Below are 21,591 nucleotides of genomic sequence, written 5' to 3' on the forward strand. Positions count from 1 at the left end.
TTTTGAATCATTTCATTCAAGTGGATTATTGTCATCCTCATTTCTCTCTTGGTAATATTCCGTCAAAAGAGGATTTTCCGTTGTCGCAAAGCGTGCTGTCTGCAGACTCATCTCAGGTTCAACTCCATACAGCTTTTTCATCGCCTCTTTCTCCCATTCCTCATCTTCAAACAATCGGCTCGGTTCTTGATCTTTCATCACTTCTCACCTGCTTTCTTTTCCTCATTAATCACATAAAGCTTTCTCCAAATCATGGATCAGAACATTTACATCCTCTAGACCTACTGCCAGTCGAATAGTCCCCGGGCTGATATGTTCCTTTAGCAGCTGTCCCTCATTGTTCCGCAAATTAGGAGACAGGACTAGGCTTTCAAATGAACCCCAGGAAACTCCGATTTTAAAAGCAGTTAGTTTGTTAATTACCCTTTCTACTCCACAATAATCTGCTTCCGTTAGTTCTATGCTCATTAAACCGCTGTAACCAGTGAGTTGTTTTTTTCCTAATAAAAAATCCGGATGGGATTCAAGTCCAGGGAAATTAACTTTAGCTACTTTCGGGTGGGACTCCAAATACGCGGCAACTTTTAATGCATTCTCCTGATGGGACTGCATGCGCAGTGGTAAGGTCCGTAAGCCCCTTAGCAAAAGGGCTGCTTCGGACGGCGGCATCGCAGCTCCCATTAGTAAATATTCTTTCTCAAATAATGATTTCATGATTTTATAACTTGTAATTAACACCCCGCCTAAGACATCACTATGGCCGCCAAGATATTTAGAAGCGGAATGGACGACGATATCGATCCCATGCGGTATTGGTTTTTGAAAAAGGGGCGTCGCCCAGGTATTATCGATAATCGTCCGGATTCCATTTTCCTTTGCCAGTTTACTGATCGCGGCAAGATCTAGCAATCGATAGGTCAGATCCGTCGGGCTTTCGAGAAAGATCACCTTCGTGTTCGATTGAATGGCTTGTGAAATTTCCTCGGTATTAGTAGAGTATACAACTGAGTGACTTACATTAAACTTTCCTAAATATTTTAAGAGCTCCATCGTGGAGTAATATAAATTACTCACACACAGTACATGGTCGCCGCTTTCCACGCTGTTAATTATCGCCGCACTTATCGCTGCCATGCCTGACCCGAAGGTCTTGCATTCTTCCCCCCGCTCTAATGCGGCTAGTTTTTCCTCCACGATTTCGACCGTAGGATTGGTTCCTCTTCCATAGACATAGTGATATTTTTCTGTTTTAACCGCATCTGTCAACTCACTAAACGTCTGATAGGTGAATACGGTATTTTGAAAAATGGGAGGGACAACCGCACCATTAAAGCGATTCCGGTCATCTTCATAATGCATACAAATTTGTTTATCGACCTCAAACTCTTTTCCCTGTGACATAAGAAAGTTGACTCCTATTAAACAAAATTTATTTTTACCTATTGTCTGTCTTTCTTCAATATTCATTCCAGTCCATAAAAAAAATCCCTGAAAACAGGGATTTTTTGTTTGCCATCATCATACTGGCGGCTGGATGGGATGACCTTCAGGTGCTTCGTATGCAACGACCTGAGGATGTGATTCACTTTTTACGGAAGTTGTGTTGGATACAAAAAGAGCAAGGAACGTAACTGATAATAGTAGCGCAGTCCATTTTTTCATAACAATCCTCCTGCTATTTTATTTAAATAACTGACTGCTTCATGGATCTTACCGTTGTCATTATAGTAATCTGAGAGCATCTTATAAAAGCGGGTAAGGTCATCAATATGTTCATTGGTCTCCTCAAAGTAAGGGATGACCTTGGTTTCTAAGTATTTATATGCTTTTTGTGGTGAAGCCATTCGGCACAAGTAAAAGTCAGCCAACAGACGGTATTTTTTATTTCCCAGCTCCTTTGATAAGGAATAGACTTCTTGAAAGTATTTTTTGGCACTCTCCATCGAGTCTATGGAGAAATAAATTTCACCAATTGCATACATAGTTACAAGATAATGCGGATTAATGGCAGGCTGAAGGGCTAAACTTTTTTCATAATACTTAATCGCTTCCAAATGATTGTTCATTTTGTTTTGTAAAAAGCCCATGTTGTGATAAATTTGCGGAAGCATCTTGTCCTCCTTTAAAATTTCTGCATTCCGGATTAAATGCTGATAACATCCTTCCGCTTCCTCGTAAATTTTTGAATGGGTGTAATTGATGCCTAAGAGCATTAACGTGTGCAGGATTCTAAGAAAGTTATGCTGGTTCATGAAAATTTGCAAGGCCATCTTGCCAAAATGGATCGCATGACCTGATTGTTCCAGCGAACTTTTTACTAAAGCACGGTGATACAAGAATTCACCGCTGGTTGTATCCTGATCATTTTCTTGATAGAGACTATCGAGGATATCATCTGCGTTCTTAAACTGTTGTTTTAATATTAAGAATATCGCATTATAGTAACGAAATAAATAGCTTTCATGTTGGGAAAAATTCTTCTTTTGCTTATACAATAAGTCCCTTTGTGACTCGGCATCATCAATTAATCCTTTAAAAAGGAAATAACGATATTTTGTTAATTCGCAAGAAAAAAGATGTTTGGAGAAGGGGATGAGATGCTCGATACTCTTTAATGTCTGATAGATTTCATCTACTTCTTCCATTAGAAAAAAGTTCATTTTATTGCTTAAATCTCTAAGGAGGTTTTTAATTTGTCCTTCCTGTTCTTCCATTTCTTCGAGACTAATGCTGAGCCGTTGAAGTAATAGTGCAATAGTTTCCTCGTTAGCTTCTTTTGAGTTGTTTTCAATTTTACTTAGATGCGGGACAGAGCAAATCCCTTTAGCAAGCGCTGTTTGGGTGATTCCTCTTTGGGTACGATAGTATTTGATCAAGGCTCCGAACTCCATCATCTCACCAGCTTGTCTGTCTTTTTTCCCATTTTACTATAATAAAAATGATTCCGACAGTTATTTTTTAAAAATAAAGAATTTTTAAAATATGTAAATAACCATCCGAAGTCAAGACCCCAGATGGCTATTTGGTTATCACTTTACTTTCGGGAAACCAAAACCAGATGCATTATCGTCACCTGCTGCTGAACTAATCCCGCCTTTGATATCATTGGCTCTTGCTCGATTCTGCAGTTCTGTCCGCACTTGGGTACTAGACCACGACGGATTGGCAGACCAAAGTTTGGCAGCAAGGCCGGAGACATGCGGTGTAGCCATGGAGGTACCGCTAATGGTGTTATATCCTCCATCATTCCAAGTGGATTCGATGGATCTTCCAGGTGCAGAAACCTCTACGTCCCGTTCTTGAATGATATAATCGCCATCTGTAGCAGAGCTGCCTCTCGAGGAGAAATCAGCTACGCGATACGTACCGTTTTCTTGAACATTTTCTAATGCAGCCACCGCGACCACATTAGCTAATGCCCCAGGGTATCCGATCGTGTTGTCAGCAGAACCGCTATTCCCTGCTGCCGCAATAATTAGAACTCCTTTTTGATAGGCGTAGTCTGCCGCACTAGCAATCAGTGAATCCTTTGTGCTTGAACCCAGGGACATTGAAATAATTACCCTTTTTCCTGCGGCTTGATCGGCTACTTTTCGAATAGCGGCGGCAATGTCATCTGAATAGCCGCTGCCACGGTCGTTTAACACTTTATATGACCAAAGTTTCGCTTCAGGGGCCACTCCGTAAATTCCCTTGCCGCTGCCGCCATTCGCTAAAACCGTTCCGGAAACGTGCGTACCATGTCCATCTCCATCCGCACAGGTTCCATCGACCCAGGAGACCTTCATCTGAGAGAAATCCTGGCATTGTTCTAAACTGCCGGCTAAATCTGGATGAGTCCGGTAAACCCCTGTATCAAGCACGGCAACAACTACTCCGCTGCCGCCAGAGGTACTAGCAATGAGAGGATCGTTATAAATGGCCTGTATGCCCCATGGAGTTCGGTCGCTCGGCACAGTACCCGCTGTTCCGCCCGGTTTTGCAGCTGCTTCCACTCTTCCATCCGTTAAAGAAACTTCAGGAACCTGCTCAATCTGCAAGTTTTTATTATGAAGGAGTGCTTGGTACTGCTTGGTATTGACGGTTGTTGTGAAACCATTTGCTGCGAAATCCCAGCGGACTCCATAGCTTGCCTTCGCTTTCGTTTGTTCTGACGCGGGGCCTTTAATCAGGACACGATAGGTGTCATTGGACTCAACCTGCTGTCCAAATGCTCCTGTCGCAAATAACGACATCCCCATTGCTACACTCATCAAAACTGCACCCAAAGTTCTCTTTTTCCTCATTCAAACTCCCCTTTCAAAAAATCGCCATGGACAAATTGGCTTGCGGTAAATTATATTCGCACCCATATAGCAATATAAGAAAAGTTCGTCTTAAAAAGTTGGGAAAATTTTTAAAAAAAAATAAAAAAACCAGTCTAATGTAAGACTGGTAATCTAGAAATATTTCTTTTTCCAAAAAATAAACGCAGTTAAACATGTTAAACATGCAGATAAAATCAATGGAATCATATATGGATGTCTAATATGCTGAAACGGGATCGACACATTCATTCCGTAAAAACTCGCCACCATCGTTGGCAGCGCCAAGATAATCGTGACTGATGTGAGAAACTTCATGACAATGTTCAGGTTATTCGAGATGATCGAAGCAAAGGCATTCATCATCCCGCTTAAAATCGAACGGTACGTTTCCGCCATTTCAATGGCCTGCGTTTTCTCAATAATCACGTCTTCTAATAAATCCTTATCTTCTTCGTACATTTTTAAATAATTAAAACGCAAAATTTTATCAAGAACTACCTTATTAGATTTTAAGGAAGTGGTAAAGTAAACTAAACTTTTCTCTAGAGCTAAAAATGCATAAAGCTCTTTATTTTTTAAGGATTGATGCACTTCCCGTTCAATTTCGTTTGTTTTCTTATTAATCAACTTCAGATAACGGAGATAATAAGATGAAATGACAAACAATAATTGCAAGGCAAAGCGTGTTTTTTTAAATGTATAGAATTCCTTGATCCGATTTTTCCGAAATTCCTCAATAATAGGTGAATCCTTTAAAGAAACAGTAATAACATTATCTTCAGTTAAAATAATGCCAATTGGAATGGTTTCATAAACCGCAAAACCTGTTTCATCATGGATAATGTAAGGAAAGTCGACGATGATATAGACTCGGCCGTCATCACGTTCAATCCTTGGACGCTCTTCATCATCGAGCGCATCTTTGATAATATCGACATCCACCTGAGCGTCATTCGATACCTTCATTATTTCTTCTGCCGTTGGGGCATACATATTCACCCAGCAGCCTTTTGAGACCGCGTCAACCTGTTCCAAAACCCGTGCATCAGTGCTTTTAAAAATTTCTAACATGGCAAAACCTCCTCTAGTCTCTTAGTCGAGGAAGCCAACAACCTTTTTAAGAGTTGATATTTTGGTATTCAATTTCATCAATTCTAAGATTTCATTGACTTCCCCCCGCCTACTTGGGTCCGGGTCTACGGAATAACTCAAAAATATCAACTCCCTTAACTTTTATATCCTATCCTATCATAAACCGAAATGGCTCAAAGTACAAAGGAGTTTTTTTTAGGAATTATTTGTCTTCAGGAAAATATGGATTTAAATGGATTAATACTTCATGAATATTATCATACTGATCCATAAGTGCCTGTTTAATTAATTTTGCCAGATCATGCCCTTCCTTAATGGTCTTAAAATGATCAATGGCTATTCGGACATCCACTAAAACATAATGGCCATGCTCTCTTGCGCGAACCCGGTCAATCCTTCGAACTTCAGGGAAGCTTTCGATCACACCGATATATTCCTGCAGCGTGTCCGTATCGATATTCCGCTCTAATAGGATATCAAAAGCTTCGGTCATCATTTCTTTGGCAATCTTAAAGATTAAATAGGCGACAAAAATACTGGCTGCCTTATCCCCATATAGTAAGAAGTGAATATCAAACCGTTCTCCGATGACGGATAGAAGAACACCAATGGCCGCTGCAATCGATGCAACAATATCTGCTTTGTGGTCGAAGGCAATCGCCTCAATGGCCTTGCTATGATGTTCATTTGCCACCTTTAACGAGCTGCGATAAAGAATAATTTTCGCAGCAAAGGAAAAAAGAGCAACCCACATAGCTAAAAGACTCGGTGACTCTACCGCATGAAAGAAACCGCTTATGCCCTCGAATGCCACATAGATGGCAACTAAAAATAGGAGAATACCCACGATTTCTGAGACAATGACCTCAGCCTTTCCATGCCCATAAGGATGTTCTTTATCTGCTGGTTTATTAGAGATTTTAATGACCAATAAAACGATTACAGATGCAAACACATCTGCAGCGGAATGAATACCGTCAGCAAAAACAGCATCACTGTTTCCCAGCCGGCCAATAACAATCTTCCCGAGCGTCAAAATCACATTACTAATCACACTAATCCACGCTATTTTTTTTGCAAGAGTTTCTCTATTTATTACCATTATTAAACCACCTTTAAACTCAGAAAAGCGCAAGCGCCATTTTTATATAAACTCAAAGTAACTTAGCCTCAGGAATCATAACAAACATGGTCCTAGTGGGTCTAGAGAAAAACTCTTGCCTCGTTCAACGAGTGTTGCAGCCAGCAAAAATACTAATCCTCGAGACCCTCATTTTCCTTTTTAAGCATTTCAACCTCTTCTGTGACAGAAATACGGTTAATTTGATCATGAAGGTAGTGGAAGGCTTGATCTAATTCTTCCCGCGATGGAAATTCATTGTTTTGTTTCATGGACCCTCGTCCCCTTTCAAATTTTTTAGGAGTAAGAAATGTGAAATAAGAAAAAATACGGTTGTACCACTAATCCAAAAAGGAGGATGAAAAAATGGAACATCAGAAAGCAAATCCTAAAAAAGAACTTGCCGGAAGTTTTTATCATCCAAGTTATTACCAAGAAAGTGACGACCTCTCTAAAGGTATCGCTACTTCCCATGAGCAAGTAAGCGATGTCTATACAGAAGGAGAAATCGGTGCCGTTATCGACGATGTGAACGGGAAGGATATCCCTATCGGAAAAGTAGGCACAAAAGAAAGTTAAAGCAAGAAGGAAAACAGCTCTCATTTGAAAGCTGTTTTCTTTTTAGCCAACTTTTAGTCTTCAACATATGGATCGTGTTCGTAAGCCGGTAAGTCTCCGAAGCTTGTCATAATTCCTTCTTCATCAAGGGCAGCCTCGTACTTTTCATGCTGGGCATTCGGATAGACAGTAATATTATTTCCATACATATCATTGCCCACAAAGTTTTCAAAGTCCTCTACATAACCAATACTCTCTTCGGATTCATTATAAGTATCATTATAGTGATCCTTCGGAAAGGCAAGGTCTGATGGGGTATCTGAGGTTCCCCATTCCGCTACTGCCTGCCAGGAATCCTCCGCATCAAAAGCGACATTCTCATCTGATTCATCCATATCAAACTTACCGAATGGAGGAATCAGCACGCCCTCTTCAATCGGCCGATCATGAGATAGATGCTGATCGGGGGTATGCTCCTTGCAATAGGTTGTATTGGGCAAAGCTTGCAACCTTTCTAGCGGGATTTCCTGTTTGCATACCTCACATTTCCCATACATTCCGTTTTCCATCGCCTCTAGCGCCCGATTAATATTACCCAGCTGCAATTTGTAGTGTTCTAGCAAGGCATTATCTTTTTCGCGCTCATAGAGGTCCGTGGCTTCGTCAGCCGGATGGTTATCATAACTCGATAACTCTCCCATTGACTCATGAGCATGCCCTCGTTCAAACCCAAAATGGTCGTTCTGATCGAGACGCTCCTCTACTTCATCTTTTTCCTTTAACAATTGTAATCGTAGCTCAGAGAGCTGCTGTGTCGATAACATATGGTTACCCCTTTCAGAAGCACTATTTCACCATCTATTTATCCATTTATGTTTTTATTTATCGTTCCCTTATATTTTCATTTTTTTCACTGTTGATTATGTAATAAAAATTTAATTCCAATAAATTTCGAATTCGTTTCTGCGGCATATCTCGAATAAGTTTCAGACGGTCGTGTATCTTAAGAATGATTAATTGAAGTGAAACTTAAAACAGAAATGAGGAGATGTTAATGGTAAACGAAAACTTTGATAAATTTAGAGAGGTCGAACTCAAGCATCAAGGCAAGTATATAGGCAGTGATAAAAATCAACAGCCTGGTTTGAACGACCGTGAATATAATAATCAATCCAATACCGATAAATCACCAGGTGCCACAGGCCGGAATATTTAGTTTCCCTTATTTGTGCGGCCTAAAGGGGACTCCCTCTTAACCATTTTATACACGGTATAGGGATGGATACAAAGGAGAGTACAATGAGTAAATCCAAATCCGGTGCAAATGAAAATAACAATATGAAATGGTGGCAGCTGTCCCTGTTTGGAGTGGGATGTACGATTGGGACAGGGTTCTTCCTAGGTTCTGGTCTTGCTATTAAAATGGCAGGGCCCGCTATTTTGATTGCGTTTTTAATTGCTGCGCTTGGCACTTATTTTGTCTATGATGCCCTGTCAAAAATGACTTCCAAAGAGCCTTTAAAAGGCGGGTTCAGATCATATGCCAAAAAGGCCTATGGCAGATGGGCCGGCTTTAGCAGCGGATGGGTGTATTGGTCCTCGGAAGTGTTGATTATGGGAAGTCAATTGACAGCCTTGTCCATTTTTTCCCGTTTTTGGTTTCCAAACGTTCCATTGTGGGTATTTACCGCCATCTATGCTGCTCTAGGGTTAACCATTATTTTAATTGGGGTAAAAGTGTTAAATAGGCTCGAAAACATCTTGGCCATTTTAAAAATCTCAGCAATTACAATGTTCATTGTTATCGCCCTATTAGCGATTTTTGGTGTGATCGATGGCGATCGTCCGATTCAATTTCCGAATAGTAGCAATGAAATCATCCCGCACGGAACAATCGGTCTATGGTCTGCTGTTATCTTTGCGTTTTATGCGTTTGGCGGAATAGAAATTTTAGGGTTAATGGCTACAAAATTAAAAGATCCAAGTGAAGCGCCTAAAGCTGGAAAAGTCATGTTGTTCACTCTAATGATTATTTATGTCTTATCGATTGGCCTGGCTGTAATCATGGTTTCCTGGAATCAATTTAATACAAAGGAAAGCACCTTTGTTGTGGCCCTAAATGCGTACCATTTGCCTTTTATCCCCCATTTCTTTAACGCCACACTCATTATAGCGGGTTTTTCAACGATGACCGCATCTTTATATGGGGTAACCAGCGTTCTGGAAACCTTGGGCGAAGAGCATGATGCTCCTGCCTGTTTTGCTAAGAAAGGGAAACTGAATGTCCCATTATGGACGTTAATTATTACCATGCTTGGGATTACAGCATCGATTATCTCTGCTTTAGTTCTTCCCGATAAAATTTACGAATGGGTGACGACGGCAGCAGGATTAATGCTCCTGTATAACTGGCTCTTTATACTTGCCTCCTCAAGAAAAATATTAGAGTTAAAAACAAAAGAGAAGGTCATGTATACCATCGGAGCCCTATTTATCTTAATTGCCGTCACCGGGACATTATTCCACGATACGAGCAGGCCAGGTTTTTTTATTAGCTTAGCATTTGTTGGTGTGATTGGAATAATCACTTTGATTTTGAGCTTTAAATGGAAAAAAGAAAAGAACAAGGAAAAAAGTAAGAGCAGTGTCCTTAAACCATGGCCGACAGCCTAAGAATAGAGCCTTGCATGGACTTGCTCTCTCCATAAAACAAAAAGTCAGCCTTTTTGCTGACTTTTTTGTTATCCAAATAAGTTATGAAATGCTTGCATGCCAAAATAGACCCCGAATCCAATTAATGAGATTCCAGAAAGACATGAGATGATGACCAACAGGTGGGATGTTAAAAATTTACGGGCGCTGCTTGCTACACCTGCCATCGTTAAATCCCACGTCAACAGCCCAATGAAAATGGCACTGCTATAGAGGATTAATTGACTCGTATCATAGGTAGCTGCAGTTTTAGCAAGTACTGACCCATAAATCCCCAGCCAAAAGAGGATGGTTAATGGATTCGAAATGGACATTAAGAAACCCGAAAAAAATGATTTATAAAGCGGTTCTTGACCACGTGCCTGCTGCAGATTAATTTTTCCAGCATTCATAAAGGTTTCGATTCCTGTATACATAAGGACAAAACAGCCAAAAAACCATAAGAAGGTTTGCATAAAGGCAGTTTCTAGGAATTGGACGACCCCTATATAGACCACAAGCATATAGATTCCATCTGCTACTACGGCCCCCACTCCAATCAGCCATGAGTGCATAAAGCCATTACGAATTCCCCGATCAATTTGGGCCGCATTTATCGGCCCGATTGGAGCGGCTAGCGAAAGTCCCAACAATATATAGCTCAAAAATACATTCATTAAATACCTCTCCCCCCCAATGCAATGGATAGATGCCTTTCTATCCATGTTTATTCATAATAGGAGGGTTGTACCACAAAAATATTAGAAAAGCGGAAGCGCCTTGAACAGGCGCTGGAGCTGGACAATAAAAAAGAGCTGCCTATTTATTTAGGCACGCCCTTTTCTTTACTGGCTACTGATTCGACTCGGAAATTTTCCTTAAATCAAAACCGAATCCCGCTTCTTCTACCGTATGACTAAGCAAATGATGTCTTGGTTTTGGTATCGAGTAGGAATCAATCTCCACAATGTATTTCGGTCTGTGTTTCGTTTCTTTATAAATTTTCCCAACATATTCGCCAATTAGGCCAATCGCAATCAATTGCAGTCCGCCAATCAGCCAGATGGAAGTGATTAAGGATGTCCATCCCGTTTGCGTGGTTCCAAAAAATTTAAGCGCTAAAAAGTAACCTCCAAAAATAAGACTCATGAAAAACGAAACAAAACCAGTGATTAGCACAAAACGGATCGGCGAGACGGAAAAGGAGGTAATCCCATCAAAAGCAAACGCCAGCATCTTTTTTAATGGATACTTCGTTTCCCCTGCCTGCCTTTCTAAACGGTCATAATAAACCACATCCGAGCGAAAACCAAGCAGCGGAACAATGCCCCTTAGGAATAAATTCACTTCATTAAACCGCTCCAGTTCCTGGACAGCCCGTTTGCTTAACAGACGGAAATCCGCATGATTGTACACAAGGTCGACACCCATTTTTTTCATCAGCTTGTAAAATCCTTGGGCTGTACTGCGTTTGAAAAGACTGTCTGTCTCACGCCCTTTCCGGACGCCATAGACAATGTCAAAGCCCTGCTGAAACTTAAGGATAAATTCACGGATGACCCGGATATCGTCCTGCAGGTCAGCATCGATAGATATGACACAATCAGAATGCTCTTTTGCCGTGTATAATCCTGCAAGTAAAGCATTCTGATGCCCAGCATTACGGGACAATTTTAAGCCGCGGACATAATCGTTCCTGAGGCTCTCCTTATAAATCACTTCCCATGTACGATCCTTACTGCCGTCATCAACAAATAGGATTTTGCTTTGCTTAGAAACAAGCGAATCAGCAATCAATTCTTTTAGCTGTCCCGCGAGCTCCTTTATTGATTGCGGCAAAACCTCTTCTTCGTTATAGCATGGTACCACAATGGTAAGGATTGGTTCTATCATTTAAAATACCCCCGCTGTCTACATGGTTTTGTATAAGTAAATCTTCCAAGCTGAGTTTTTTGAAGTAAAAACCCTTTCGAGTAAAAGCTTATTCTGCTTTGCATTATCAATCGGAAGAGCTGAAAAGATATACCTCCCGCCCATCTCCTTAAACACTTCTGTATTTAGCTCCAAATTCTTTAAGTGCCGTTTTGAATCTTTTTTTATCATATATCTTTTGCCAAGCTGGGCCGTAAAAAGATAGCAGCGTCCGCCCCACTTGTCATAATAGGTCTCAATGGTTTTATTTTTGGCTAATTCCTTTTCAATAATTTTCCTAAATTGATGTTTGTAGTTTAAAGGATAGAAATTATTGTAGGTATCAATGGTAAAGAAGCCGTTATATTGCGAGATTGCCGGATGGATCCCGATACTTGCGACCCGGTATTGTTCCGGTTCGAGGCCAATATAGTCCTTTACCTCGGCAAATAAGTCTTCTGCAAAAAATTCTTTCACCGTAGGCTTTTCTCGATAGATGATTTCATCATTTAACAGCCCTAAAAAAACAATCTGCGCAATTACCAGCCATTTGGCTAGCTTAAATCCATCAAGACCATGGATTGCAATAATTTTTAAAGCAAGAGCAAAGCTTGCATAAATCACCATTGGTCTTAAAAAATGATAACGGGCAAAGTTAAACGTATCCATGAAGTGAAAAATTTTCGTTACTGGCAGCCAGCCTTCATAAAACCAAAAAGCATACCATAAGGACAAAATAATATTTAACCCAAATAAAAAGACATACAGCCGCTCCTGCTCCCATAACTTTTTCTTAAATACAATGTAAATAGCCATAAAGGTCGCTGGCAGAATGATAAGGGTATGTACCGTCATTACATGCGTATGCCCAAGCAAATAATTCTTTACAAACAGCCTGACAGCCCGTGAAAAAGTAAGATGGGCATGGAAATATTCATCCCTGCTATTAGGTTCTGTCGAGAATAAAAAGGAATAAATAAGCCGGTACTCAACTAGCATGAAAATCCCGGTCATGTAACTAATCCCAAATAAAAATCGAAGATTCCATCCCTTCCCCTTTATAACCTCCCATAACCAAAACATTCCCATCGCACTTAAAAAAAAGAAAAAGCCTAAAACGATACTTGAGTATAAAGGCAGTAAGGTAAGAACCAAATAATCCTTCCATGTATCCTCATGCTTTCGAATATTTAAAAAGGCCCATAATGCTAATGGCATCCCTAAGGTACTTAACATTCCCGACGGCCAAAATGGGGTCAAGGCAAAGGCAAGGGCAGTGCCAATTTTAATTACCAGCCATTTATCTCCAGGGAGAAAATGGTCTTTAAGCAATAAATACATCCCAAAGAAAGCGACAACCCTTGTGAGCGCTTGACTTAACCCGTAGGCAGCCATCGTTGGAAAGAGTGAATACAACCAAACAATGACACTATATTCTGTACCAAAAGCATTCCTCGATAAATGTCCATTGATAATTTGCGGGATTACGGCATTCACACTGCCAAACATTTCCCCACTTTGCGCCAGTACCTTATACCAAGCCAAATTGCTGTCAAGATTATCATGAACCCGGATATGGGCATTTTCCTGCAAAATAAACAATGGTGAAAGATAGGCCAGGATCACTAGTAAAGCGAAAAGGATGAATAGGCGCTCCTTTTTCGTTTCCATTAACACTCTTCTACACCCCTATGTACACGAGTTCTTCTATTATAAATTTTACTCAAGGGTTGAAAATTATTCCAAAAACTAAAAAAACCCTCCAGCTTTCTGGAAGGTTTTTATCTCTTAATTATTTGATTATGATAAACATTGAGCAGGGAATCGAGTTTCTGACTGCATTTGACGACATTGGGATTAGAAAACCCGAGTTGTTGAGCTAACTGAATCATTTCCGTGCGAGTGATTTCAATATCTTCTTGTAGTGCTATTGTACTGGTATTCATCTGCCAACCCTCTTTCCCATTATAACTGCAGTGATGTTATTAACCTTAATTTATAAGTTTTTTAAAGAGAAGACAAGTAGGTTTCAGCTAAAGAATTCCAACTTTTTGTGAACAATGGACTATTAGTTGAAATAGGTGCTTATGGATTATGAGACGGTTTATTTTTGACCATAATAGTGAATACAGAAACGAGGTGCTATTTTTTGCCAAGAGTTTATATCAGCTTTTTACGCTTACCGCTTCTTATTCGAATCTTAGTAATGGCATTAGTCGTGTTCCTCCTATTCGGAGTTACTATACACTTATTAGAGCCGGACACCTTCCCAACAATTTTTGACGGGATCTGGTGGGCAATTATCACTGCTTCAACCGTTGGTTACGGAGACTTTGTCCCCCATTCCATATTGGGAAGATTAACCGCATTACTCTTAATTTTATTTGGCGTAGCATTCGTTTCCTCTTATTTTGGAACCTTAGCTGCAGCGGCTGTTACTAAACAGGATGCCCTTTTTGAAGGAAAAATCCCTTTTAAAGGAGAAGGCCATATTATTATCATCGGCTGGAATGAGCGCTCAAAAGAATTGATTCATAAGCTAACGAATGCAAATAATCAGCAAATGATTGTGTTAATTGATGAAACACTTAATACCAATCCGGTGAAATCACGGTTTGTCCATTTTATCCAAGGAAAAGGACATGTCGATGATACGATTATTAAAAGTGATATCCAGCACGCAGAAAAAGTTTTAATCACAGCAGATCGAGGGAACGATGAACTACAGGCAGATATGAACAGTATCTTAACCTTACTCACTATTAAAGGAATTTGTGCCCAAGTAAAATGTATTATTGAAATATTAACTGCAGAACAAGTGGTCAATGCGAAAAGAGCTGGTGCGGATGAGGTAATCCAATCTAATAAATTAACAAGTGTTTTTATGATTAATAGCCTCCACAGTAAAGAAGATGGACTGCTATTAAATGTCATTCATCAACTGCAGGAAAGCAGGCTCTCGGCCCGCACGGTCAAGATAGATGATAGGGGAAAGAATTTTAGGGACATAGCTCTTGAGCTTATGAAAGAGGATTTATTAGTCATTGGAGTAAAAAGGGGGGATGAAACATTTCTTAATCCCCCGCAATCATTTGAATTTGAGGAAGATGATCAATTACTGATGTTTAAATGATTAATCGCTTGTTAAGATAACCTTTTCTAATTCGGTTACCAATTTCTTACCCTTATCAATATATTGAGATGGGATATCTGCATCCTCATCTATGGGTGCTTGGAATTGATTTAGGGAAGCAGAAAAATTACCAGTATCCCCGTGCTCATCAATCCCATATTCATACTGATGGGCCAACAAATAGGGCCTGCCAATTTCAACTGTACATCCCCTGGTATCCAGCTCGCCATCAACGGCAGTAAAGGGCACCCTTAAAAATTCATAACTATCTTCATCATTCAGTTTATAATCGAATGAACCATGGTCATATTCCCAATTACCGCCAATCGTATAGCCGATTGGTTTTAATTTTTGTTCGAGTTTAAACAATTCAAACGTCTTTCCTTCTACCTTTGACGGGATTTCATGCATGTACAAATTCCCCCTTTTTTAGGGTTAGTTTTCCCAAATAAAAGAGTGCTGATGCAATAATACATCAGCACTCTTTTTTAATTTATTTTAAACGTTTCTCAAGTTCTGCTTTCTTTTCTTCAAATCCTGGCTTTCCAAGTAAAGCAAACATATTCACTTTGTAAGCTTCAACTCCTGGCTGGTCAAATGGATTGACGCCAAGAAGGTATCCGCTCATGGCACATGCTTTTTCAAAGAAATAAACAAGGTAGCCAAACGAATATTCATCCATTCCAGGGATGGTTACAATTAAGTTTGGCACGCCGCCGTCTGTATGAGCAAGCATGGTTCCTTCAAAAGCTTTATTATTAACAAAATCGATGGTTTTTCCCTCTAAATAGTTAAGACCATCTAAATCATTTTCAAATGCTTCGATTGATAGCTCATGGCGAGGCTTGTCTACTTTTACAATGGTTTCAAATAGGTCGCGTCGTCCTTCTTGAACATATTGTCCAAGTGAGTGAAGGTCAGTTGAGTAGTTGGCTGAAGATGGGTAAATCCCTTTTTGGTCTTTCCCTTCGCTTTCACCAAACAATTGCTTCCACCATTCATTGAAGTATTGCAGGCCTGGTTCATAGTTAATCAGCATTTCAATTGTTTTTCCTTTATTGTAAAGGACATTTCTTACCGCAGCATATTGGTAGGCTGGATTCTCTTCGATTTCGGAATGACTGAAATCATTTTGTGCCTGGCGGGCACCTTCCATCATCTTATCAATATCTGCACCAGAAACAGCGATAGGTAAAAGACCAACAGCTGTTAAAACAGAGTAACGTCCGCCGACATCATCGGGAATCACAAAGGATTCGTAGCCTTCTTCTGTCGCTAATGTTTTAAGAGCGCCTCTTGCTTTGTCAGTAGTCGCGTAAATGCGTTTACGAGCTTCTTCAACGCCGTACTTTTCTTCAAGAAGCTTGCGGAAAATACGGAAAGCAATCGCTGGCTCTGTAGTCGTTCCTGATTTTGAGATGACGTTAATAGAGAAATCCTTACCTTCAAGCAGGTCCATTAAATCGCGCATATAAGTGGAGCTAATGCTGTTTCCGACAAAAATGATCTGTGGATTGCTGCGCTTTTCTTTTGGTAGTGCGTTGTAAAAGCTGTGAGACAGCATGTCAATCGCTGCTCTTGCACCAAGGTAAGAACCGCCAATTCCGATTACAAGTAAAACATCGGAATCAGATTTAATTTTCTCAGCAGATTTTTGAATGCGGGAAAATTCCTCTTTGTCATAGTTAGTCGGCAGTTCGATCCAGCCTAAGAAGTCATTACCAGCACCTGTTCCCTCGTGAAGAGAATGGTGGGCAACTTTTACGGCATCACGTAAATATGTAAGTTCATGTTCTCCGAAAAAGGAGAGGGCCTTCGAGTAATCAAAACGAACGTGTGTCATGAATGAATAATCCTCCATTATTTTATTTTTCAGTTATCACTTTACCGAAGCTTGAGGAATTTATCAAGAAACCTTAACAGATGAAAGCGCACCCATTTTCGACAATTTCCTACTTTTATAGGGATGCCCGATAAATGGCAAGTACATCTTCACGATTTAGCTTTTTAAAATTACCAAAATCGCCATTGACCATCGCACGATCTGCCATCAGCTCGATCTTACTGTCATCAATATCATAATCTGCCAAACGCGCTGGAGCCTCAATGCTGTTCCAGAATTCACGAAGCTTACGAATGCCTTCAAGACCTGCTTCTTCGGCACTCTTGCCTTCAGGATCTACTCCAAACACTCTGACAGCCAGCTGCTTAAAACGCTCCGGTTTTACACTTAGATTATGCTCCATCCAGTGTGGGAAAAGGATTGCCAGTCCGCCGCCGTGTGGAATGTCATAGACTGCAGATACGGCGTGTTCTAGATTATGTGTCGCCCAGTCACCATGATAGCCCATGTTTACCATTCCATTTAATGCCATGGTTCCACAATATAAAATGGTTGCACGGTGCTCATAATTTTCAAGGTCTTCAAGTAACTTAGGAGCCGTCTCCATGACCGTTGTGAGCAGTGATTCACACATGCGGTCTTGAAACTCTGTATGTTCTGCAAGATGGAAATAATGTTCAAATACGTGTGACATCATATCGACCATGCCATAAATGGTTTGGTTTCTAGGTACTGTATAGGTATTAACCGGATCAAGGATTGAAAATTTAGGGAATGTGACCGCACTTCCCCAGCCGTATTTCTCGTTTGTTTCCCAATTGGTAATGACAGATCCTGAATTCATTTCTGATCCTGTCGCAGCCAAGGTTAGGACGGTACCAAACGGCAGGGCTTCCTGGGCAACAGTTTTTCTGGTGACAATATCCCAAGGGTCTCCATCATATTTAGCGCCCGCGGCAATCAGCTTTGTACAGTCAATGACACTTCCTCCACCGACTGCTAACAGGAATTCGATGCCTTCTTGTTTACAGATGTCCACACCTCTTCTGGCTGTTGTCAGGCGTGGATTAGGTTCGACTCCAGCAAGTTCAAAGACTTGGGCTCCGATTTCATCGAGCAGGCCTGTCACTTGATCATAGAGGCCGCTTTTTTTGATGCTGCCGCCGCCGTAGACAAGTAATACCTTTTTCCCGTATTGAGGGATTTCTGTTTTTAATTGTTCCAGCTGACCTTTTCCAAATATTAATTTAGTTGGGTTTAGGAATGTAAAATTCTCCAAAGATAACACCTTCCTTTTCTTTTACTATTATTATTTATTATGTTTTTTTTTGCAAAAAAAACAGTCTTTGTATTTTAAGGCTCCTCCTTTTGGGGGAGACTCCTCCTCATCTGTCGAAGCTCCAGCTTTCTTCCTCCTTCGGGGGTTGAGACCTCGCCTCATCCGTCGAAGCTCCAGCTTTCTTCCTCCTTCGGGGGTTGAGACCTCGTTTCATCTGTCGAAGCTCCAGCTTTCTTCCTCATTCAGGGGTTGAGACCTCGCCTCATCTGTCGAAGCTCCAGCTTCCTTCCTCATTCAGGGGTTGAGACCTCGCCTCATCGTCGCAGTGGTTGAGATTCTCACCTTTTTAAGCAGCGGCAGGAAGCGCGCTCAAGGTTATATTCTTTACTTATGTGCAAAAAAAATCCCCGCATCATTTTCATGATGCAGGAATTTTTTAAACCCAGCCTCTAACAAGGGATGCCTCTGCCAGTTTTTTCACACCTACCATATACGCAGCAAGGCGCATATCAATACGATGACTTTGCGCAAGCTCGTAAATCCGATCAAAGGATGCGACTATTTTTTGCCGTAACTTCTCTTCTATTTCATCTTCATCCCAATAAAGTCCCTGGTTATTTTGAACCCATTCCAAATAAGAAACCGTCACACTTCCCGCACCTGCCAAAACATCCGGTACAAGTAGAATATTCCGTTCTGCCAATATAGAAGCAGCCTCAAGTGTCGTAGGTCCACTTGCCGCTTCCACCACAATTTTCGCTCCTATATTGTACGCATTTTCAGCGGTTATTTGATTAGCAACAGCTGCAGGAACTAAAATATCACATTCCTTTGTAAGCAGTTCCTCGTTTGGCATAACACCATCAAAGAGCGTAGAAATCGTCCCAAAACTGTCACGCCGGTCAAGAAGATAATCAATCGGTAAACCGTCGGGGTTATAGAGGGCACCATACACATCGGAGATACCGATAATCACTGCCCCAGCGTCATGTAAAAACTTTGCGACAAAGCCGCCAGCATTACCAAAGCCCTGGACAATAACCCGCGACCCTATGATTGACACTCCCCGTCTCTTGGCAGCCTCTTCAATACATATGGTAATCCCCATAGCCCCAGCCTTTTCCCAACTCTCCAGGCCTCCCAATACCACTGGTTTGCCCGAAATAAAGCCGGGAGAGACATTTTGTCTGAGACGGCTGTACTCATCGAGCATCCAGGCCATGATTTGTGAGTTCGTATACATTTCAGGGGAAGGGATATCCTTCGCAGGTCCGACCATTTGGCTGATGGCCCGGACATACCCCCGGCTTAAACGTTCTAACTCCCCAAAGGACATGGTCCGCGGATTACAAAGGATCCCGCCTTTAGCGCCGCCAAATGGCAGGTCACAAATCCCACATTTAATGCTCATCCACATGGATAGTGCCTTAACCTCATCCTCTGTTACTTTCGGATGAAATCGGACCCCGCCCATGGTGGGTCCGACCGCATCACTATGCTGCGCACGATACCCTTTAAAAATCTTGGTTGTACCATCATCCATCCGGACAGGAATCCTGACAATGAGTGTCCGAAGCGGCTCTTCTAAAAGATGAAACATATCTTGATGATAGCCGAGCTTTTTTAAGGCATCATGTATTACAATCTTTGTTGATGTAAGGAGATTTAAATCTTCATTAACCGTTCTGTCCTCATCAATCGTCACCATTTTGGCACCCCTGATATATAAAAATTATCCTAAAACTTTGTTGATTCGCTCAAGAGCCCAGTCTAATTCATCCTTCGTAATCACTAGCGGCGGTGCAAAACGGATGACTGTCTCATGTGTTTCCTTACACAGCAGTCCAGATTCTTTTAACTGCTCACAATATTTCCGTGCTGATTCTGTTAATTCCACCCCGATAAACAAGCCACGGCCGCGGACTTCCTTAATTTTGGGATTCTTAATTTCTCTCAACTTGTTAATAAAATATTCCCCAAGCTTCAATGATTTCTCAGCAAGCTTTTCATCTACCAGTACATCTAATGCCGCAATTGAAACAGCGCAAGCGATTGGATTTCCTCCAAATGTTGAACCGTGAGAACCAGGATTAAAAACACCCAATATGTCTTTATTTGCTGTAACACAAGAAATAGGGAATACCCCTCCGCCTAGTGCCTTTCCAAGGATATACATATCCGGTTCAATGCCTTCCCACTCACTTGCAAACATTTTACCTGTACGTGCTAGTCCGGCCTGAATTTCATCGGCAATGAAAAGAACATTGTTTTCTTTACAAACCTCAAATGCTGATGACATAAAGCCCTTAGGCGGGATGATGATCCCTGCTTCCCCCTGAATGGGTTCAATTAAAAAAGCTGCAGTATTTGGAGTAATTGCGGCTTTTAGCGCCTGTAAGTCACCGTATGGGATTAATTTGATACCAGGAAGGATCGGACCAAATCCGCGCTTATACTCCTCATCAGAAGACAGTGAGACCGCTGTCATTGTTCTTCCATGAAAGTTCCCGATACAAGCGATAATTTCCGCTTGATTTTCAGCGACGCCTTTCACATCATAGCTCCAGCGTCTTGCAGCTTTAATAGCCGTCTCGACCGCCTCCGCACCTGTATTCATCGGCAATACCATGTCTTTATTCGTTAAATGAGAGACCTTTTCATACCAAAGACCGAGCTGATCGTTATGAAAAGCGCGGGAAGTTAAGGTTACCTTATCGGCTTGGTCTTTGAGCGCTTGAACGATTTTGGGATGTCGGTGTCCTTGATTTAGGGCTGAATAAGCACTTAGCATGTCCATGTACTTTTTGCCTTCCGGGTCTTCAACCCAAACCCCTTCAGCGCGTGAAATCACGATTGGCAGTGGATGATAATTATGGGCACCATACTTCTCTGTTTGCTCAATCAATTCACTTGTGCTGTTTTTTATTTCCATGCTATTCCTCCATCCGATTTCCGAATTTTATGTATAGATACTTCTATTGTAGCCGAGCCGGAAAAAAGAATGAACACTTTTTTATAAAGACTTAGGTATTCCTCCCACAGTAGCTATCTTCCCCCAAAAAAAAGCCTAGTCCAAACCAGGGAATAGTTTGGGCTAGGCTTACAATCTGCTTATTTTTTAATTAAATCATCACGTGAAGATTGGTCAATCCATTCTTGCAGTTTATCTTTTAAGGTATTAAAACCTTGTTGTCCTTCAGCTTCAGGAATGATAGCAGCCGCAACGCGCTTACGAGGCTTTTTTGGCTTTGCAGACGCTTGAACAGGTGCTTCCTCGGTTTGACGGATAGAAAGACCGATTTTTCCTGCTCCTTCATCAACAGACAAAACTTTAACCTTAATTTCATCTCCAACTTTAAGATGTTCATTAATGTCCTTTACAAACCCGTGGGTAATTTCCGAAATATGAACAAGACCTTGTGTATTTTCGTCTAATGCGACAAACGCTCCGTAAGGTTGAATTCCAGTTACTTTACCTGTTAAAATACTTCCGACTTCTAATTTTTCTGTCATGAAAACACTCCTAAGTAGATAATTATTTTTTCCCATATATACGCATTAAAAAATTATATCATAAACACAGTATTTAATCAAAAAAGCTTTCTAATTTATGCTCAAACTTTCCACACTCTATAGAAACCTTAACATAACTTTCAA

The 21,591-nt window shown here is 41.0% G+C and carries 23 protein-coding genes; 4 read left to right on the forward strand and 19 right to left on the reverse strand.

All coding sequences use genetic code 11. From position 1 onward, the window contains the following. Nucleotides 1–12: 12 nt before the first annotated feature. The 8 genes from GXK58_RS10000 to GXK58_RS10035 form a co-directional block, all read right to left on the reverse strand. Nucleotides 13–198, reverse strand: a complete 186-nt coding sequence (locus GXK58_RS10000) for a hypothetical protein (protein ID WP_160722315.1) — start codon at nt 196–198, stop codon at nt 13–15. Between the two features lie 27 nt (nt 199–225). Further along, on the reverse strand, nt 226–1,401 hold the full coding sequence (locus tag GXK58_RS10005; RefSeq protein ID WP_160722317.1) for a trans-sulfuration enzyme family protein: 1,176 nt from the start codon (nt 1,399–1,401) through the stop codon (nt 226–228). Nucleotides 1,402–1,518: 117 nt separating this feature from the next. Then, entirely contained in the window at nt 1,519–1,662 is a 144-nt protein-coding gene (locus GXK58_RS10010) for a hypothetical protein (RefSeq protein ID WP_160722319.1), read from the reverse strand. After that, nucleotides 1,659–2,876, reverse strand: coding sequence for a tetratricopeptide repeat protein (locus tag GXK58_RS10015; RefSeq protein WP_160722321.1), 1,218 nt, complete (start codon nt 2,874–2,876; stop codon nt 1,659–1,661). The genes GXK58_RS10010 and GXK58_RS10015 overlap by 4 nt, the downstream gene beginning before the upstream one ends. Before the next feature lie 153 nt (nt 2,877–3,029). Further along, nucleotides 3,030–4,286, reverse strand: coding sequence for a S8 family peptidase (locus tag GXK58_RS10020; RefSeq protein WP_160722323.1), 1,257 nt, complete (start codon nt 4,284–4,286; stop codon nt 3,030–3,032). Between the two features lie 153 nt (nt 4,287–4,439). Further along, nucleotides 4,440–5,378, reverse strand: a complete 939-nt coding sequence (locus GXK58_RS10025; protein ID WP_160722325.1) for a magnesium transporter CorA family protein — start codon at nt 5,376–5,378, stop codon at nt 4,440–4,442. A gap of 223 nt (nt 5,379–5,601) precedes the next feature. Then, nucleotides 5,602–6,501, reverse strand: a complete 900-nt coding sequence (locus GXK58_RS10030) for a cation diffusion facilitator family transporter (RefSeq protein WP_160722327.1) — start codon at nt 6,499–6,501, stop codon at nt 5,602–5,604. 152 nt (nt 6,502–6,653) lie between these two features. Further along, nucleotides 6,654–6,791 carry a hypothetical protein gene (locus tag GXK58_RS10035; protein ID WP_160722329.1) on the reverse strand — a complete coding sequence of 46 codons (138 nt, stop codon included), beginning with the start codon at nt 6,789–6,791 and terminating at the stop codon, nt 6,654–6,656. A 94-nt stretch (nt 6,792–6,885) separates the two neighbouring features. Here GXK58_RS10035 and GXK58_RS10040 point away from each other — a divergent pair, with 94 nt between their 5' ends. Beyond that, complete coding sequence (locus GXK58_RS10040; protein ID WP_160722331.1) at nt 6,886–7,098, forward strand: YozQ family protein; 213 nt, start codon at nt 6,886–6,888, stop codon at nt 7,096–7,098. A gap of 53 nt (nt 7,099–7,151) precedes the next feature. Here GXK58_RS10040 and GXK58_RS10045 read toward each other — a convergent pair whose 3' ends face one another. Continuing rightward, nucleotides 7,152–7,901, reverse strand: coding sequence for a TraR/DksA C4-type zinc finger protein (locus tag GXK58_RS10045; RefSeq protein WP_160722332.1), 750 nt, complete (start codon nt 7,899–7,901; stop codon nt 7,152–7,154). Between the two features lie 230 nt (nt 7,902–8,131). Between GXK58_RS10045 and GXK58_RS10050 the strand changes: the two genes are divergently transcribed. Both GXK58_RS10050 and GXK58_RS10055 read left to right on the forward strand, forming a co-directional pair. Then, nucleotides 8,132–8,293 carry a hypothetical protein gene (locus tag GXK58_RS10050; protein ID WP_160722334.1) on the forward strand — a complete coding sequence of 54 codons (162 nt, stop codon included), beginning with the start codon at nt 8,132–8,134 and terminating at the stop codon, nt 8,291–8,293. Between the two features lie 83 nt (nt 8,294–8,376). After that, complete coding sequence (locus GXK58_RS10055; protein ID WP_160722336.1) at nt 8,377–9,750, forward strand: amino acid permease; 1,374 nt, start codon at nt 8,377–8,379, stop codon at nt 9,748–9,750. A 68-nt stretch (nt 9,751–9,818) separates the two neighbouring features. Here the strand turns inward: GXK58_RS10055 and GXK58_RS10060 are convergent, their stop codons facing one another. The 4 genes from GXK58_RS10060 to GXK58_RS27500 form a co-directional block, all read right to left on the reverse strand. After that, nucleotides 9,819–10,445 carry a LysE family transporter gene (locus GXK58_RS10060; RefSeq protein ID WP_160722337.1) on the reverse strand — a complete coding sequence of 209 codons (627 nt, stop codon included), beginning with the start codon at nt 10,443–10,445 and terminating at the stop codon, nt 9,819–9,821. 175 nt (nt 10,446–10,620) lie between these two features. Then, nucleotides 10,621–11,661, reverse strand: coding sequence for a glycosyltransferase family 2 protein (locus GXK58_RS10065; RefSeq protein ID WP_160722338.1), 1,041 nt, complete (start codon nt 11,659–11,661; stop codon nt 10,621–10,623). 18 nt (nt 11,662–11,679) lie between these two features. Continuing rightward, complete coding sequence (locus GXK58_RS10070; protein WP_160722775.1) at nt 11,680–13,350, reverse strand: DUF6044 family protein; 1,671 nt, start codon at nt 13,348–13,350, stop codon at nt 11,680–11,682. A 110-nt stretch (nt 13,351–13,460) separates the two neighbouring features. Continuing rightward, nucleotides 13,461–13,625, reverse strand: a complete 165-nt coding sequence (locus tag GXK58_RS27500; protein ID WP_160722339.1) for an aspartyl-phosphate phosphatase Spo0E family protein — start codon at nt 13,623–13,625, stop codon at nt 13,461–13,463. A gap of 203 nt (nt 13,626–13,828) precedes the next feature. Here GXK58_RS27500 and GXK58_RS10080 point away from each other — a divergent pair, with 203 nt between their 5' ends. After that, nucleotides 13,829–14,812 carry a potassium channel family protein gene (locus GXK58_RS10080; protein ID WP_160722340.1) on the forward strand — a complete coding sequence of 328 codons (984 nt, stop codon included), beginning with the start codon at nt 13,829–13,831 and terminating at the stop codon, nt 14,810–14,812. On the opposite strand, the gene GXK58_RS10085 is transcribed toward GXK58_RS10080, so the two are convergent. From GXK58_RS10085 to yugI, 6 genes are all read right to left on the reverse strand, one after another. Further along, nucleotides 14,813–15,223: a YugN-like family protein gene (locus GXK58_RS10085; RefSeq protein WP_160722341.1), complete on the reverse strand. Its 411-nt coding sequence runs from the start codon at nt 15,221–15,223 to the stop codon at nt 14,813–14,815. Nucleotides 15,224–15,305: 82 nt separating this feature from the next. After that, nucleotides 15,306–16,655: a glucose-6-phosphate isomerase gene (locus tag GXK58_RS10090; RefSeq protein WP_160722342.1), complete on the reverse strand. Its 1,350-nt coding sequence runs from the start codon at nt 16,653–16,655 to the stop codon at nt 15,306–15,308. Between the two features lie 115 nt (nt 16,656–16,770). Next, nucleotides 16,771–17,934 carry an iron-containing alcohol dehydrogenase gene (locus GXK58_RS10095; RefSeq protein ID WP_160722343.1) on the reverse strand — a complete coding sequence of 388 codons (1,164 nt, stop codon included), beginning with the start codon at nt 17,932–17,934 and terminating at the stop codon, nt 16,771–16,773. Between the two features lie 436 nt (nt 17,935–18,370). Then, entirely contained in the window at nt 18,371–19,642 is a 1,272-nt protein-coding gene (locus GXK58_RS10100; RefSeq protein WP_160722344.1) for a Glu/Leu/Phe/Val family dehydrogenase, read from the reverse strand. Between the two features lie 24 nt (nt 19,643–19,666). Beyond that, nucleotides 19,667–20,866: an ornithine--oxo-acid transaminase gene (locus GXK58_RS10105; protein WP_160722346.1), complete on the reverse strand. Its 1,200-nt coding sequence runs from the start codon at nt 20,864–20,866 to the stop codon at nt 19,667–19,669. A 179-nt stretch (nt 20,867–21,045) separates the two neighbouring features. Continuing rightward, nucleotides 21,046–21,447 (reverse strand): S1 domain-containing post-transcriptional regulator GSP13, encoded by a 402-nt coding sequence (yugI, locus tag GXK58_RS10110; protein ID WP_160722348.1) that lies wholly within the window; start codon nt 21,445–21,447, stop codon nt 21,046–21,048. Between the last annotated feature and the right edge of the window lie 144 nt (nt 21,448–21,591).

This window comes from Bacillus sp. USDA818B3_A (assembly GCF_009928415.1).
GTDB lineage: Bacteria > Bacillota > Bacilli > Bacillales > Cytobacillaceae > Neobacillus.